Raw genomic sequence first — 16509 nt, 5'->3', positions numbered from 1 at the left:
CGACGAGCCCGCCGAACCACGATTTCTTCTTCTCAGCGATCTCGTGACCTTCGTCTTGTTCTTCCGCCGAAGGTCGTAGGTCGGCGAAATTCGGCGCGATACCGTACAATTCGTCCTTCCCGGCGGCCAATTCTCTGCACAGAACCTGACCGGCTCACAATTGCGTCATGCAGCTCACCAGATTTGTGGCGACGCAAACGTCAGGTTTCGCGAATCCTCAGGACGACGTCGCGCACGATCCAGGGCGCGAAGGGAGCAGACTATGTTTCAGCAGTTGAAGGTGCGCTCTCAGACCTAACTCGCTGCTCCGAGGAACGATGCGCCCGCCCGGACATTCGGATGTCTTGAACCAACCGTCATGGACACCACTGATGACGCATCTACATACCCCCGTGACCGCGGCAATCGGCGGTCAACCGATCCACTCGATGCTCGCGCAGTTTCCAAACGTCTGTTTCACGCTGACGCTACTCACCGACATCGTATACTGGCGAACATCCTATCTCATGTGGCAGGAGTTCTCGTCCTGGCTCCTCTTGGCCGGACTTGTCTCCGGCGTGCTTGCCTTGGTTGCGGGCCTCATCGATTTTCTGTTCGGTTCGGCTGTGCGTGCTCCGAAACCCGCATGGCCCCATGCCATTGGTGGCGTGGTTGTCCTCGCGTTGGCCTTCCTCAACAGCCTTGCTCACGCCCGAGACGGTTGGATCGCTGTTGTACCTTGGGGTCTCGTCCTCTCCGTTGCGACGATCATCGCCATGGTCATCAGCAACTGGCTTGGCCGTGCACTCGTATTTCACTACGGCGTAGGAGTGAGACGACATGACTAGATGCATTCGGTTGCGGGGCGCCGCCGCGTTTGTCAGCAATTCCCTGCTCGTCGCGGTCCTTGCGGGCTGCAGCGACGGCGGCACGGATTTCGACATTTCGCAACAGATTGGACCTGAGCCTCTCCTGCCGAAACCGAGCCACTCCCTTCTGACGAACCTGAAGGTGGCCGAAGTGGTCGGCTGGAGTGAAGGCCAGACGCCGGCTGTCGCGGGCGGGCTCAAGATCACGGCCTATGCCAGCGGCTTGGTTCACCCCCGCACGATACATACCCTGCCGAACGGAGACGTTCTCGTCGTTCAGTCACGCACTCCGCCAGGCAAGCCGGTGGCGCGCCCCAAAGACCTCATCCGCGGTTGGATCATGTCGTACGCGCAGGGAGGTGGCGGCGAACAGAAGAAGAGCAATCTCATCACTCTCTTGCGTGATACGAACCGCGACGGCGAAGTCGACGAGCGCCGTGACCTGCTCACGGACCTAAATTCACCCTTCGGCGTGGCGTGGCACGACGATACGCTCTATGTGGCCGCCGCCGATGCGATCCTGGCCTATCCCTATCGGCTCGGCGATACCAATATTGCCGCGCAGCCGAAGGTGCTCACGCCGTTGCCCGGCGGACCGATCAACCATCATTGGACCAAGGATCTCGCGCTCAGTCCGGACGGCCGCTTTCTTTACGTGTCGGTCGGCTCCAACTCCAATGTAGCGGAAAGAGGGCTGGAGGCCGAGAAGGGACGCGCCGCCATCTGGCAGGTGGACCGGCAGACCGGCGCATCCCTGGTCTATGCGTCTGGCCTGCGCAACCCGAACGGCCTGACATTCCATCCGCAAACCCGCGAGCTCTGGGCCGTGGTAAACGAGCGAGACGAACTTGGTCCCAATCTGGTCCCCGACTACATGACCTCGGTCAAGCAAGGGGCGTTCTACGGCTGGCCATGGAGCTACTACGGCAATCATGTCGACGAGCGCGTCCACCCGCCACGTCCTGACATGGTCGAAAGGGCGATCGCTCCTGACTACGCGCTGGGGAGCCACGTTGCCGCGCTGGGAATGACATTCACGCTGAATTCAGCCCTTCCGGGAGAATATCGGAGTGGTGCTTTCGTCGGTCAGCATGGCAGCTGGAACCGCAACTCCTTTTCCGGTTACAAGGTGGTCTACGTTCCCTTTCAGAACGGCACGCCCGCCGGCAAGGCACGAGACGTGGTGACCGGCTTCCTTGACGGCGATCAGGCGCGCGGTCGGCCAGTTGGCCTCGGGATCGACGGCACCGGCGCGCTTCTCGTTGCGGACGACGCCGGGAACAAGGTCTGGCGCGTAGCAGCTGCCGATGGCAGCTCCACACCGGAGCCGGTCGGCACTGATCAGATTACGGTCGGCCTTGCCGGAGGTCGCGGGCAGAGCGCGACTGGGCAGCAAGAGGCCACTTCCTCTGCCGGCTCTCCCAGCGATGCGACTCCACCACAACCACCGCAGACGAACATCGCTCCCGCCGTACTGCCACCCGGCGCGAGCTCGGAAACGCCTGAGATGCAGCGTCAATGATGGATCATAGGTCAACTGGACGGCGTGTCTGGCTTAGTTGCGGTCGCGAATGCTGATGCCGCTCGTCCCGATGTCGCCAGGGCTTTGGTGACCACTCGTCGCTTGCCAATCTTGCAGCACCCGCCGATCGGGCAAGATCAGTCTGCCGAGGCAGCGACACAGCGAGATGGCCGCGGTGGGTCGCCCCTTCTTCAATTCGCACAACAGAACCTGCCAGCGTTGGAGGGTCACCTGAGATCGGCACGGTCAATCAGAAAGACCATGCAATCCGGGCCTGATGTTGCTGCCAACCAGCAATCCAAGTCCCAGCGGAGCTCTACGGATGGGCGCTCCGAGCAATCCCGCACGCGGGACAGCGATACCGCCCGCAGGTTTGTCGTAGAGCAACCAAGGCCCCGAGTCACGGTGACTGACCCGCGATCGAAGGTGAACATCGAGCAGCCCCAACCGCGGGTCACGGTGCGCCAGCAAGCTCCGACCGTGACCATCGATCAACCGCCTCCTGAAATCGTTGTTCACATGCCCCAGCCGCAGGTGGACGTGCAGGACCGCGATCCGGGAGTGTCAGTGAATGTACCGCCACCACAAGTCAATGTTGAGCAACAAGGGGGTTCCGCGCGCGTGCAGGTGCAAAGTCGATCTGACGACGCGGCCCAAGTGCAATATGAGCGCGCGCGCCCTCAAGTGAAGTTCGAACGGGCCGGTGAACCTCGCGTCGTCTATCGGCCCACCGAGCAAGAGCCGAAGGTCCGTTACGAATCCAAACGACAGGAGGCAGCCAGCACTCGGCAGCAGCAGGCGGCTAGCTCGCGGAGCGGAAGCATGCCCGGTCATCGGATGCGCAAACCGGTAATGTGGCAATGCACGATTCGTGATCCTCGCGAGCGGCGGTTTTCTCGGATTGTTTCAGGACGAAGTCGCACTGCCCGTCGAACGGTTTCGTGCAAGCGGAGACCGCCTTGTCGTCAGCGGCCTGACCGACCAGGACATCGACAATATGCAGGACTGGGAAGACCGCCTTCCCAACAGCTCCGTGCTGGACGGTGCTCAATCGGTTCGCATCCGGAAATAATGCGATCCCGATACTTGCGCGACAACGTTCGTCTGTACGCCGCGGGTGGTTGCCCTGTCACGGCAGGGCGGCTCCCGCGCACATCCGCCCGGACCGGAGACAAGCTTGCTAAGGTCTTGACAGTGCCACGAGCGACCGGCGCGGCAGAGCCCAGAAGGACCCAAGCGCAGGATCAGACTAGGTCATTCCGAGCTTAAGGTTCGGCAAAAAGGGCGAGGCACACTCGATCGAGAAACGTTCGATAACCCGTCAAGGCCGTGTCCTTCCGTCATCATCATGAAGCACCGCAGCGGGATGGCTGCTTACGAGCGCTGAAAGCACGCGATGGCAGTGCGCTCTTAGGTCACAAGGCGCGGCAAAAGCCGCTCGAAACGAACGGTCGATGTCCGGGTTGACGCGCATTAGGCGAACTGGAAGCGAACATGCATGCGGACGTCCAGTGCTGCCACTTGACACGTTTCGCGAGGGCAACGGGAGCGCGCCCCATTTGCTTGATTGGAGAGAGCACAAGCTGGAGCACTAACATGGAGAAGACGGAACTGCATCCTGAAGATTTTCCTCTCATGCTCGATGGCAATGCCTTGGTCACCCAAGATGGAACGAAGGTCGCCGACGCGCAGTCGGTCCGGTTGGCAGAAGATATAGCGCAACGCCTCAACGAGAACGCAGCGCGCAAACGAGAGGATCGCTGGGCCCTCTAGAACTGCCTCGCGTTGGCCTACTTGAGAGAAGACAGTTGCAGCATTTGCCGCGGCGAAAAGCCCGACTGCCAGGCCTCGGCTGACGAAATGCAGCGAGTTGCAAGAACGTGTGACGAAAAAGGCAACATCGCCTGCGAAGGAGCACGAGCTCCTCTTTGCGCTGTGACCAAAGCTCGAGCCGGGATTCCAGCGCCGCTCCGCCAAGCTAAATTTCCGCCAAGCTACTAGATAACGAGCCCGTTGCGGTGGCGCCGGTTCCTCGGGTCGGGAGAGAGACACGGGTCGGGACCGCAGGAGCGGAAAGGGAGATCGCGGGGCCGAGTTCCTGCTAGGCTACGGAGAGAGCACGGCCACTCGCCCCTCTTCATCATCGGCCCGTCTACAATGACCGGCACTCGGATCGCTGTTTTTCAACCTCTACGAACGGGTTTGCTTGCCCGCAACCCTGACTACATTATCGAGAGTGGGCTGCTAGCCGATCAAAAAACACCCGTTTGAAAAACCGTTTTAGTTCTGCCTTCTCAAACGGTCTCTCGCGCTAAGGACTTTATATGGTGGGCGCACCAGGGCTCGAACCTGGGACCCGCTGATTAAGAGATAGCGACGGGTTGAGGACAATCAATGACTTACCGGTCGCACCCCTGGGCTTATCCGGCCGAAAATGGGCATTCGTCGCACGATCGTAGTGCTTTGGTTGCACTGCCTGTCAGGCAAGCGCCGGCGTCTACATTGATGGCCCGTTCGATAGGCTCCGGAACAAATCCGGAGGGAGCCTGAAACTGCTCAAGAGGAGCAGTTGGTGAAGGGCCGATACCTCTCGACTACTTGGGCGGCATAATGGCGCGCGTGTAGGTCGCAAGATCGAAATAGTCCCGCCAGACCTTGATTTTGCCGCCCTCCATTTCGAAGACGCCGCAGCAGGGCAAATCCACACTCTTGTCGCCCACCTGAGTACGGTCGAGGCGTTCGGCCACCACGACATTGCCATGGCTAAGGATGTTGAGAACGTCCCAGTCCGTTCTGGTCCAATCCTTGATGAAACCGCCGATGAATTTGCGAAGGCTGTCATGGCCAGCAACCGGCTTGTTCATCATGTTGTGATAGGCACCGTCCGGGGTAAAGAAGGCGACGATCTCTTCAACGTTCAGACGCGACCACGCCCTAATAAAGTCGCGTACAATCTGCTCGTCGTTTGCCATCTGCTACTCCCTATATTTTTTCGTTTACCGCCTCTAGTCTCAGTCGCTCAGTTGGCCCCCCGGCCTATTCCTGCCGAGTGTCTCGTGGGCTCCGACGAACTTTCCGGAAACAATGGGGCTACCGTGAACGTCCCACCCGCAATGCACGTGGTGGCGATGATCTCCGCGAAGCGATTTGCGCTGGAACGCAGCTCGGCCGCCTGAGCCAACCAACCTCTTGCGTTCCGCAACTACTGCCTCAGCGAAATCAGTCAATGACGATGCTCGTGACCACCCACGTGAGGCGTGGACTTCATCGCCTGATAGAGATGGTGTGAGTAGACCTGCAAGCCGAGCATCGCCTCCACATATTCGCGAGCCCTGGCGACGTCGCTCGCACGGTATTCACTGAGATGCTTCATGTGGTCGAAGCGATGCTGTACCTCCTGTCGAAGGGTATCGGTCAGCAGTCGGATCAGCGCATCGGGCGAGCCGGTCTCGATCGCCTTCTCGGCCACCGGGATGACCGGGCCAACATCCAGGCCAGCCGGCTTAAGGCCAGTGTAGGGGGCCCCCTCTCCCGCCCGGTGCAACCGCACAGCCGTTTCAAAGAAGTAGAGGTCGGCAACCTCGCGCGCTGCAGGGTGGGCCTTGCGAGCCCGGACTGCCTTCTCGAAAGCCGATTTTAGATTCGCACTGGCGTCGGCTTTCACATATGGCAGGATCAGGTTGACATCCTCATTTTCCAAGGCGCGTCGTGCGGCCGCAACCACGGGCCCATCCATAGTGTCGCAATGGGGAGGCATGGCAGATTTCCTTCTTCGTTCGTCTTGGAGCTATCTTCCCGGCTTTGGGGGAACCAGCGGCCGCCAGCCGGCATGGTTGAAGTAATCACCGTATTGGGCGAGCGCGTGTACGATCTTCGCCGCGCCTTGATCGCGGCCGGTCGTGGCCTTCATCCCGGCGACGCCATCAATGATCTGTTCGAGCACGAGATGGAGTTGCTGGTCGGCCTGCTCAGGCAGCTTGCAGTTGCTCACCACGTAGTCGATCTGTGCCTGGGTGCGGGCCGCCAGCGCATCATACTGCGCCGGCGTGAACACGTTCTCATGGATAGGCGTCAATGCTTCGGCGATCGCGGCGCGGATTTCGCTCATGCCGCGGCGCAGTGCATCGTCGGTCTGCCATTTCTTGCCGTGGTTGAGCCGGAGCTGAACGGCAGCCGCCTTGTCTCCGTGCGCGTGCGGCTCAGCGGCGAGCCCTAGCCCGCCCCAGGCGAGGCCGAATGCGATAACCGTTGGCACAAGCAACTTGTCTATGAACATGGTTCGGATCTCCTCCGGGTTGATCTTGATTGCTTGTCTGCCAGATAGGGAGCCGGCGGCACGACTAGTTTGATCCGGAGCAAAGTTCCGGACGAATCGTTCCTGGCAAATCAGCGCCCGGCCGCGATGGCATCAGGCGCGACGCAGCTGTCGCGCACCCGACGCGGCCTTACAAACCCGACCCTTCTGTCCTCGCCCGAGCACCCCATCTCGGAAGTCTCGCGGCCAAACGCGATCTTAACAGCGACTGGAAGGTAAGACCGGGCTCAGGGCATCACTGCGCAAGCTTGACCGGCGCCTTGTCGAATTGATGCAGGTAGGCAGTCAAATCCTTGATCTTCTGCTCGTCCTTGACGCCGGCAAAAGCCATCTTGGTGCCGGGCACCTTGGCCTTCGGATCCTTGATGTACTCCGAGAAGGTCGCGTCATCCCATGTGATGCCCGATTTCTTGTTGCTGTCCGAGTAGCTGTAGCCGTCAACCGAGCCGGCCTTGCGTCCGAATAGCCCGTTGAGGACCGGTCCGACGACATTCTTTGCGCTATCGCCGACCTGATGGCAGGCATTGCATACGACGAAGACCTTCTCGCCGGCGGCGGCGTCCTGGGCGCTGGCCTGACCAAACCCAGCCACGATGAACAGTGCTGCAAGGGCAATTCGATTCATGCATTTCTCCCGCTTCGAGGTCGAAAACAAAACCTGTTTCCGCCAAATAGTTCAATTCGCCGAACGTCTCATTCGTCTATGCATTCATCTCATACGCATTTCCCTTCTCATCAATGAGATGAACCCGCTCGATCTCAACATATTGCAGCACGACGCGAATTTGCTCCTCGCTCATCAGGCTGAATGCCGTGGACAGGGCATCAGCGGTCGTAGCGTCCCGAGAGACGGTTGTCACGCTGCGGTAGCGGCGCGCGCAGCCGCCGGTTGAGGGATCAAACAGGTGGTTGAAGCGGCCGTGCGGGTCGAAGCGAAATCCGTAAGCCCCGGACGTCGATACGGCTCGATCGACGACCGGAAGGATGGTTTGGGTCCGGCCCACCACTTCAGGATCGGCGACCCCAACCTCCCACGGCAGCCCATCCGGCCGGGATCCGATCGCGCGTGTTTCGCCCATATCGACCAGGCTGTGAGCGACGCCCTGGGACAACAAGAACTCGACGATCTTATCGTCACGTAGCCCTGCGCGATTCCATTCAGGGTCACCCTGGTGCCGCGCGGCATTGCAATGCGACTGCCACCAATGATCAACTTGTCAAAACCAACGCGCACCAATGCGGATTGCAGCGCTGCCCGTGGCGGGCCAGCCGGATCTGCATCCGGCCGGGAAAAGTGATCGGCGTAAAGCTCCCACAGCGGTTGCACGGTTGGATCGAACAAGCCACCGGTCAATTCGGTGTGGCGTCGCGAGATCAACAGGAGTTCAACGAGTTCCGGCGCAGGATCGACCAGAATGCCGGTATGATTCAGTTCAACGAGAGCGGAATCCTCGCGATAAAGACTGAATAGCCGCTCCAGCCGGCGCGCTTTCGCGAGTGCCTCGGCGATCAAGCGTTGCGCCTCGCGCTCATCCTCGTGATGGATCTTCATGGTTGCGGCAGCGCCCAGCATCGTCCCATGCCAGGTGACGAGCTTTGCCTCTACGCTTGCAGCGCGACCAAACGGTACGACCGCAAGGCCCGCCGCCGCTGCGCTGATGCTGATGAAGCGTCTCCGGGAGTTCGCGCGTATCATCATATTCTCCTCAATTCATCGGCCCGCGCGAAGCGCCATTTTCCGCAGCCGCGCCGGTCGTCTCGCCTGATCCCAGCACATAGTCGTGGGGCACCTCGGTGAAGGTAACCATTCGTCCTCCGTTCTTGCTGACGAATTTCTCCGCCGCCTCTCTATCCGAAAACGGTACCGCCTCGTCGCCACCCATGCCTCCCCTGGCGCTGCTACCGATCACGAACACCGCCTTGCGGGCCTCGATCCAGTTTTCGGCGCCCGGGTTTTCCCAGCTATCGGCCTTCCCCATGTCAGAGACGTAAATTGCCTGAATATCTTTCGGCTCCTCTGGCAGCATCGTGAAAGCAATGGCGTCTCGCGCCGAAGAGAACCAGACCGGCTCGATCAGACTGGCGACAAAGATCTGTCCCTTTGGCCCAGGGTGCTCCAACACGTTCATGCCGCAGTAGTGACCGATCACGTCCGCGGTCATCCGATGCGGCGGAGGAATCTTCGACACTTGCTTCTCGCCGCAACCGGCGAGCGCGAGCGGAAGCAAGAGGGCGAATGCCAATGCCCAACCTCTCATAGCTCCCTCCGGGAAAAAGCGAACGCCGCTAACCCGAGCGGGATGACCGTCCAGAGCAGCAGAGCAGCCAGAAGGATGGTTGCGGACAAAGTTGTGCTCTGCGCCAGCCCGGCCATCCCAGCGAACGTGCTGACGTTTGCGAATCCCGTGAGGTTGAACAAGCGATAGACGTCAGTTGGATTCAGTAGCAGCATCGCGTCGACCGCAGCGGACGAGATGCTGCGGCCCTGGTCCACGGCGAGCAGTCCGAGTAGCGCCATGTCATAGATGAGGACCAGCAGGAGCCACAAGCCGATACACACGCCCGCAGCCGTGCCGCGGTCGCGCACCAGCGCGCTGACGAGATATCCGGTGGCGACGAAAACCGCTCCAAGCATCACGGACGAGCCGATCATGGCGCTGAAGGCGGCGAGGCTGTCCGAGTCGATCCGGCTTCCGGAGGCGATCAGCGCTGCCGCGGCGATGCCGTAGCCGAGACAGGTCGCGAACGCGAGCACCGCCAGGTGACCGATGAACTTGCCCAGCAACACCTGCCAGCGCGCGACCGGGTAGCTCAGCAGCAGGAGCATGGTCCCGCGCTCCATATCGCCAACGATGGCATCGTGGGAGATAAGAAGTCCGATCAACGGAATCAGGAAGATGGTCAGGCTCGACAGGCTCACGATCACGACATCGAGCGCACGCACGCCCACGGTGCCGGTCGGCGAACTTCCGAGGAACGTCAGCGACAGCGAGAGGCCAGCGAGCAGCAACGTTGACGCCAGGACCCAGCGGTTACGAACCGCCTGGTGGATTTCCTTGCGCGCAATGATAAGCGCGTTCATGGCGTTCGCTCCGCCTGCCGCAGGAAATGCGCGTAGAGTTCGTCCAGGGTCGGTGGAATAACGTCGAGGTCCTCAACCGACGTCCCGGCGGCCGTCGCGCTGTGCAGAAGTTGGATCTTCTGTTCGGGCGCCGCGTCGATCTCGACGATATGTCCATTGAGCCGCCGACATGCCGCACCACTCGGCAGCCAAGAGGGCAGTTCGGTGGGCGCAAGACCCGCGACCTTCAGCCTTATCTTGGTCGGCAATCTCGCGATGTTGCGCAGCCGTTCGATCGAACCATCCGCCACCTTGATGCCGTGGTTCATGATGATGACGCGCCCGGCGCGCTCTTCGAGTTCTGTAAGTGCATGCGAGGACATGAACACGGTCGCGCCAGCGGCGGCGAGCCGCTCGATGACTTCGTAAAAAGTCTGGCGCAGCTCCGGATCGAGCCCGGTGGTGGGCTCGTCCAACAACAACACCTTCGGATGCCCGATGAGCGCTTGGGCGAGCCCCAATCGCTGTCGCATGCCTTTCGAATAAGTCCCGATGCGCTGACGGGCGGCAGCGCCGAGCCCGACGATTTCAAGCAACTCCAACGCCTTCGCCACCGGCTCCCGTTTCAGCCGCGCGTAGAAGGCCTGTGTCTCGCGGCCGGTCAACGCGGCATCGAAGGAGACGTTTTCGGGGAGGTACCCAAGTTGCCGTCGGCCGGCGAACTCACCGGCCGCTGGATTGTCACCGAGGACCTCGACCGATCCGCGGGTCGGCCGGATCAATCCCAGCATCAGCTTCATCAGCGTGGTCTTGCCGGCGCCATTGTGGCCTATCAAGGCCACCAGCTCGCCTTGGCTCAGTTCGAACGAAGCCCCGCGCACGGCCGTGGCCCTGCCGTACACCTTGGTGACGTCGGTAACCCGCACCGTGCTCGTCATCGTGCCTCCTCGGGCGCCCGGTGCGCCGGCGGCGACATCAGAGGATGGCTGTCGAAGACGCCGCCCGGCAGAAGCGCCGGAAACTGCGCCTGTGCCCAACGGATCACCTGGACCGCGGGACTATTGATCAGAAGCTTCGCCGCAGGAGCCGTCCACAGCACGCGGTCAATCAGATCGTTCGGCCGGTAGGCCGTGTCGGCGATGCCATCGCCATTGAGATCGAAGGCCGGGTTGTCGCTCCAGTAGTTGCCGCGCCCCTCTTTCGACCAGTCGAGGCGACGGGTGCCGACGTATTTCACCTGGTTGGCGTTGTTGACGAACGCGTTGCCAGTGATCTCATTGCCCTCGGAACCTGCCGTGAAGTGAACGCCGATCTCGCAGCCCTCGAACCAATTGCGCTCGATCCGGTTCTTGTTGGTGTTATAGATGAACACGCATTTTTCGGGGCCCAGCCGCTCGCCCTTCGGAGCCCCGGAGGTGCCCGCTACCGATTGCGGCACGCCTTCGTCAGTGCCGCGGCTGTCTGATGTCGCCCAGCGCTCTGCCGGCTGCGAGCCGCCGATCACCGTATTGCCGGTGATATCCGATCCATTCGTCGCATTGAACAGGATGCCGCGGTCGCGGTCGTGGTCAGAAACGTTGCCGCGAACCACGAGATTCTTTGAGAACATCAACGCGTAGCCGATGATGTTCCCCTTGGAGACGTTCTTGGTGATCTCCCCGTCGTTGGCGTACATATAGTGCACGCCAAACCGCAGATCACGGAAGCGGTTACCGCTGAACGTGTTGCTGCGACTTGTGATCGCGAAGATGCCGTCGCGCCCATAGCGAAAGTCATTGTCGAGCACTTTGGCGCCGGGCGCATTCCAGACCGTGATCCCGTTGCCGGTTTCGCTCATGCGGGCTTGCCGCAGCCCGATGACGGAGTTGCGGCGGGCGATGGCGTCCGGCGCTCCGTGGAAATAGATGCCAAAGAGGTTTTCCACAATGCGGTTGTCCTCGACGACTGCGCCGCGGGCCGACTGCTCGACGAAGATTCCCGAGTCCATGGTTTCGAGTGAGCGACCGGAGCCACGTACCTCAAGGCCGCGGACAACGGCACCCGGAGCGGATATCGTGATGACGCTCCCTTTCCCGGAGCCGGCTACCGAGGCGCCTGGCGTGCCGGAAAGGATGACTCGACGAGCAACATACAGCGGACCGCGATAGGTGCCCGCCCCAAGCGATACTTCATCACCGTCAGATGCGGAGTCGAGAACGGCCTGGAGATTTCCGGCGTCGGGCGCAACTGAGACCTTCTCCGCTCTTGCCGCGCGCGCATCAACGCCGGCGGCCAGCAAGGCCGCCAGCGTCCAGATTGCAAGACGACGCGCGCGAAGCATTGTCACACGTTCTGCGGAGACACCAGCATGCGGCCGCGCATCTCCATGTGCATGGCATGGCAGAACCACGTGCAGAAGTACCAGTACACGCCCGGCTTGTCAGCGACGAAAGTCACCGACGCGGTCTGCTGCGGACCAATTTCCATGTTGATGCCGTAGTTGACGATGCAGAAGCCGTGCGTCAGATCTTCGACGTCGTCGATATTGGTGACGTAGACCGTCACCTCGTCGCCCTGCTTAACCTCGAACTTCTCGAGCGCGTAGGCGGGCGCGGCCGAGTACATGTAGACGCGGACCTTGTTGCCGTCACGGACGACCTTGGCGTCGCTTTCGAGCTTCACGCCGTCAGCCGCCGCCTGCTTCACCGCGTCCGCGAAATAGGGATCATCGCGCTTCCAGACGCTTATGACCCGCCCCTCCAGCTTCGAACGATGGACGATCACGGCGTCGTGCGGTTCGGCAAAGCTCGGGCCATCGTGCACGAGCTTCATCTGCTCGCCGGAGATATCGATTAGCTGATCGTTCTCAGGCTTGAGAGGCCCGACATTGATGAAGCGGTCTTTCGAGAACTTATTCAGCGAGATCAGCCACTTGCCGTCAGCTTCCTTGGTTTCTCCCATCGAAGAGTGGTTGTGGCCGGGCTGATAGTGAACGTCGAGCTTCTGGATGATCGGATTGACCTTCTCCCCCTTGAAGGCTCGCTTGGCAAGATCGATGTTCCACTTGCAGACCTGGCTATCGAGGAAGAGCGTGGTGTAGGCATTGCCCCTGCCGTCGTACGCGGTGTGCAACGGGCCTAAGCCGAGCTCGGGTTCAGCGACGACCACGTCGCGCGGCTTGATCTTGTCGTCGAACAACTGATCGAACAGACGGACGTCGAATACCGTCACGGTCGGCGACAGCTTGCCGTTCGCGACGACATGGATGCCGTCCGGTGCCGCATTCATCCCGTGCGGACTGTTGGATACCGGGACGTAGCGCGTATAAGGCGAGCCGTGCCGACCATCAATGACGGGCACGCCGTTCATCTCCTTGAAGTCACCTTTCTTTACCGCCTCCTCGATGCGCTTAATGTTGAAGATGGTGACCCAGTCCTGCTCGCTCGCAGTCATTTCTGCGAGATCGATACCCTTCTCCGAATTGTAGCAGGTCGAGAACGTGTATTTGCCCTGATAGTCGGCATCGGTATTGTCGAGGTTGCCGTCGACAATCACCTGCCAAGCGACCTTCATGGTGTCGCCGTCGACAGCGGAGAAGATCGACCAGTATTTCGATTTGTCATCGAGCACCCTGCCATCATTGGGCAGCGGCACCTCGTATTCGCCGTTGCAGAACAGATATCCAGTGCGGGGATATCTCTGCGGACGCATGCCGTGGATCGTGTATTGGTTCGGCAGCTCAACGATCTTGTCGCATTTCATTATGTCCGTGCGGATGCGGGCAAGGCGCGTATTCGCTTTGTCGTTAATGAAGACGTAGCGGCCATCATAGGTCCCGTCGGTGAACGACATGTGCGGGTGATGGCAATCGCCGTTCATCCAAATGCCGAGTTTGTCCTTCAGCCGCTCGCGCGTCTCGGGCAACAGACCTTCCGTCATGATCTTGCGGCTCTCGTTCGTGAGACCCCAGCCAGTGGCGCTACAGCGGTTAAATACTGGGATGCGCATGAGTTCGCGCATCGACGGCATGCCGATAATGCGCACCTCGCCGGTCTGGCCGCTGGAGAAAAACACGTAGTATTCGTCGAGCTCACCCGGGGCGACCTCAGCCTTTAAAACGCCGGTCCGGGCTGGAGCCTGGGGCTGAGCCTTAGGCTGTGCCTGCGCTGCTGCGGGTTCCGGCGTGAGGGTTCGGCCGAGACCAACTCCACCCGCCAGGCTCGCCGCACCGATTGCGGCGGTGCCGACCACCTGCCGCCGGCTGATCGTGCTCTTGTCGTCTTCCTGTGCCATGTTGGTCTCCTCTTGCTGTCAGGTCGATGGGTTAGTGCTGGCACCTGCCGGGATGGGCTTTCCGGCGTGGGTGATGACCGTTTGCGGCCCTTTGCCGCCGGGGCGCATCGAGGGCGACGACATCGCGGCAAACTTCTCGCGCTTCAGCCGCACCTGGATCATGTGCGGGCAGCGCTGGTCGTCATAGTAGAGTTCCTGGCAGTGCATGCAGTAGATGCACTCATTCACGTTGATGTGACCCTCCGGATGAATCGATTGCACAGGACACTCCTTGGCGCAGCGCTGACAGGGCGATCCGCATTCTTGCCAGCGACGCAGCCATTCGAACGTCCGCATCCGGCCGGGAATAGCGAGCGCCGCGCCCAAGGGGCAAAGGTAACGGCAGAAGAAGCGCTCGATGAAGAGGCCGATAACGAGTAACGCGACCGCATAGAGCGCGAACGGCCAACTTCGCGCGAACTTCAGGATGATAGCTGTCTTGAAGGGTTCGACTTCCGCAAATCTCTCGGCCAATTCTACGGAGTAGAGCGACAGGCCGAGTAGTCCGAGGAAGATTATGTATTTAATCGGCCACAGCCGTTCATGCAGACCCCATGGCACCGTGATCTGCGGAACCTTGAGCCACTTCGCAACAGTGTTTGTGAGCTCCTGCAGTGCGCCGAACGGACAGAGCCAGCCGCAGAAGGGCCCTCGGCCCCAAAACAGAAGTCCACCGGCAGTTGCCGCCCATAGAATGAATATCAGCGGCGCGGCCAGGAAAAACTCCCAGTGAAAGCCGGTCACCAGCGCATTCGTGAAGGTCACTACATTGACGACAGAGAGCTGCGCATTGGCGTACCACCCGAGCCAAAACAGCACGAACACAAGATAGGCGCGGCGAACCCAGGTGTAGAAGATGGGTCGTCGAACCAGGAAATTTTGGAAGAAGAAAATGATGGTGAGCATGCCCAGCGCGAGCGCCGTGATCACTATCGAGGCTATGTGCGAGCGCCACATCCGCACCCACAGCGGCTCTTCTTGGTCGGCTGCCTGCGCAGACGACTGGGCCGGCGCGGCAGGTTGCGCAGCAAGCGCTGGAGCGGTGGCCGGAACAGGTACCGCGCGCTGCTCGCGTTTGACATAGCGATCGGGCAGGTCGTAATTGAGGTCGAAGGTGAGAAAAGCCTTATCACGCCCGCCGACAGCTCTCTGCACCAACAGTTTCAATTGCCAGCGCTCGGTGGGATCGAGCGTGAATTCGGGCGGAGTGACGAACAGCCCGATCTCCTTGAACTCAGGTGCGCCAGCGGCTGCGAGACCGCCCAAGCGAGTATGGTTGCGGTCCCGAAAGCGGGTGCTCGATCCTTCCTGCAACACCTCGATTCGATCGAATATGCCGCCCCGCACGTAGGCCGAGCCCTTGAAGGAGTAGATGCCATTGTCGGCCACGATGATGGCCTGCTGACCCGGCTGCAATCGATCCTTTAGTCTCTGATAACCTTCATCGCCGAGGAGGCTCCGTCCGATGGTCGGCACGCTGACCAGGGCGACGTAGAGATCGACAAAGGTATCAGCAGGGTCGCCGGGCTCCGGATACTGCGCGGCGGCCGGATTCCCCGACTTGGCAAAGGCATCGTTGACGTCGCCGATGCTCAGGTGCAAACGCCGCACGGAGCCATCCCCGGCGAGACTCCCCCAATCACGGACTTCGCTGCGTTCAAAATCGACCGTCTTCGTCACCGGTGGCAGCGCTGAGGCTGCCGTTGCGGTGTCGCCGCCGCCGATACGGCCGCTGCGGATCAGTTTCGAGGCGGAACGAACGATGCTGTCGCTCATGACCAGAACCGTGACGGTCGCGCCACTGACGATGTCGACTTGCGGCGGCTGTTCGGCACCTCGCGCCACCGGCTTCATGTCCTTGCCAATGAGGCCGTTGACAGCCGCCACGATGCGCGCCTCCGGAATGCCGATGAGGACAATCGGCTCCTTGTGATCGACGAGTTTCAGCGCCTTAATGATGCCCTTTGGATCAATACCGACGAGGATATGGATCGGCTTGCCGGAATAGCCGACAGCGTTGGTGAAATCGGAATTGAGATAGACGAAACCTTCCAGCTGATCGCCCTTGTAGGCGGGAGCGATCGGCGGGTCACCCTGCGCCGGACCAAAGCGGTCGGCATCCGGAAAGAAGTTCGCGGCCGACACTTTGGGCAGGAAGTTGGCTAGCTCGCTGGCCGCGCAGGCTGCTTGAGTCCAAAGCGCTGCGCAAATCCCGAGCAGAACTGCGAGCGCGAAGCCGACTTCGCGGCGGGTCGAGGTGGCGACAGAACAACGGGCCATGCAGCACCCTAAGCGCACCGGCCGGCCCCATGACCGACACAGAATGTTTGATGTCCGCATGTCGCCACTGACAGTCGGGCACAGCTTCCAATTGAGCCAAATCCAACAAATCCAATTGACTTACGTCAAGGCAATTCATTTATCTGGGGATCATAGAATTCTGGGCTGCAGC

14 protein-coding genes and 1 pseudogene are annotated in these 16509 nt (G+C 60.7%); 4 read left to right on the top strand and 11 right to left on the bottom strand.

Going from position 1 to position 16509, the window contains the following annotated elements; genetic code table 11:
* Positions 1–371 precede the first annotated feature (371 nt).
* The 4 genes from K408_RS0127110 to K408_RS42885 all read left to right on the top strand — a co-directional run bounded on the left by K408_RS0127110 (position 372) and on the right by K408_RS42885 (position 4143).
* Positions 372–827: a DUF2231 domain-containing protein gene (locus tag K408_RS0127110; RefSeq protein WP_024342145.1), complete on the top strand. Its 456-nt coding sequence runs from the start codon at positions 372–374 to the stop codon at positions 825–827.
* A 10-nt stretch (positions 828–837) separates the two neighbouring features.
* Positions 838–2370, top strand: a complete 1533-nt coding sequence (locus K408_RS0127105) for a PQQ-dependent sugar dehydrogenase (RefSeq protein ID WP_028146004.1) — start codon at positions 838–840, stop codon at positions 2368–2370.
* 871 nt (positions 2371–3241) lie between these two features.
* The gene (locus K408_RS0127095) at positions 3242–3442 is read left to right on the top strand and encodes a hypothetical protein (protein WP_024342148.1); all 201 of its coding nucleotides are present in this window, start codon (positions 3242–3244) and stop codon (positions 3440–3442) included.
* Between the two features lie 524 nt (positions 3443–3966).
* Positions 3967–4143, top strand: a complete 177-nt coding sequence (locus K408_RS42885; protein ID WP_196232402.1) for a hypothetical protein — start codon at positions 3967–3969, stop codon at positions 4141–4143.
* 821 nt (positions 4144–4964) lie between these two features.
* On the opposite strand, the gene K408_RS0127085 is transcribed toward K408_RS42885, so the two are convergent.
* The 11 genes and pseudogenes from K408_RS0127085 to K408_RS0127035 all read right to left on the bottom strand — a co-directional run bounded on the left by K408_RS0127085 (position 4965) and on the right by K408_RS0127035 (position 16337).
* Positions 4965–5342 (bottom strand): limonene-1,2-epoxide hydrolase family protein, encoded by a 378-nt coding sequence (locus K408_RS0127085; protein ID WP_024342149.1) that lies wholly within the window; start codon positions 5340–5342, stop codon positions 4965–4967.
* A 251-nt stretch (positions 5343–5593) separates the two neighbouring features.
* Positions 5594–6094: a DUF6448 family protein gene (locus K408_RS0127080; RefSeq protein WP_245265937.1), complete on the bottom strand. Its 501-nt coding sequence runs from the start codon at positions 6092–6094 to the stop codon at positions 5594–5596.
* A gap of 63 nt (positions 6095–6157) precedes the next feature.
* Complete coding sequence (locus tag K408_RS0127075; RefSeq protein ID WP_024342151.1) at positions 6158–6646, bottom strand: hypothetical protein; 489 nt, start codon at positions 6644–6646, stop codon at positions 6158–6160.
* Positions 6647–6920: 274 nt separating this feature from the next.
* Positions 6921–7310 carry a c-type cytochrome gene (locus K408_RS0127070; protein WP_024342152.1) on the bottom strand — a complete coding sequence of 130 codons (390 nt, stop codon included), beginning with the start codon at positions 7308–7310 and terminating at the stop codon, positions 6921–6923.
* A gap of 76 nt (positions 7311–7386) precedes the next feature.
* Positions 7387–8381 (bottom strand): annotated as a pseudogene (locus K408_RS38820) (FAD:protein FMN transferase).
* A 10-nt stretch (positions 8382–8391) separates the two neighbouring features.
* Complete coding sequence (locus K408_RS0127060) at positions 8392–8943, bottom strand: nitrous oxide reductase accessory protein NosL (RefSeq protein WP_024342153.1); 552 nt, start codon at positions 8941–8943, stop codon at positions 8392–8394.
* Entirely contained in the window at positions 8940–9767 is an 828-nt protein-coding gene (locus K408_RS0127055) for an ABC transporter permease (RefSeq protein ID WP_024342154.1), read from the bottom strand. The genes K408_RS0127060 and K408_RS0127055 overlap by 4 nt, the downstream gene beginning before the upstream one ends.
* Positions 9764–10684, bottom strand: a complete 921-nt coding sequence (locus K408_RS0127050; protein ID WP_024342155.1) for an ABC transporter ATP-binding protein — start codon at positions 10682–10684, stop codon at positions 9764–9766. The genes K408_RS0127055 and K408_RS0127050 overlap by 4 nt, the downstream gene beginning before the upstream one ends.
* Positions 10681–12066 (bottom strand): nitrous oxide reductase family maturation protein NosD, encoded by a 1386-nt coding sequence (locus K408_RS0127045; RefSeq protein WP_024342156.1) that lies wholly within the window; start codon positions 12064–12066, stop codon positions 10681–10683. Before K408_RS0127045 ends, K408_RS0127050 begins: the two co-directional genes overlap by 4 nt.
* A 2-nt stretch (positions 12067–12068) precedes the next feature.
* On the bottom strand, positions 12069–14018 hold the full coding sequence (gene nosZ / locus K408_RS0127040) for a TAT-dependent nitrous-oxide reductase (RefSeq protein ID WP_024342157.1): 1950 nt from the start codon (positions 14016–14018) through the stop codon (positions 12069–12071).
* An 18-nt stretch (positions 14019–14036) separates the two neighbouring features.
* Entirely contained in the window at positions 14037–16337 is a 2301-nt protein-coding gene (locus K408_RS0127035; RefSeq protein ID WP_024342158.1) for a NosR/NirI family protein, read from the bottom strand.
* Positions 16338–16509: the final 172 nt, after the last annotated feature.

Origin of the sequence: Bradyrhizobium sp. in8p8, assembly GCF_000426845.1 — a bacterium.
Taxonomy (GTDB): domain Bacteria; phylum Pseudomonadota; class Alphaproteobacteria; order Rhizobiales; family Xanthobacteraceae; genus Bradyrhizobium; species Bradyrhizobium japonicum_C.
The sequence above is the reverse complement of the archived record's forward strand: the minus strand, read 5'-3'. Positions and strand labels throughout refer to the sequence as shown.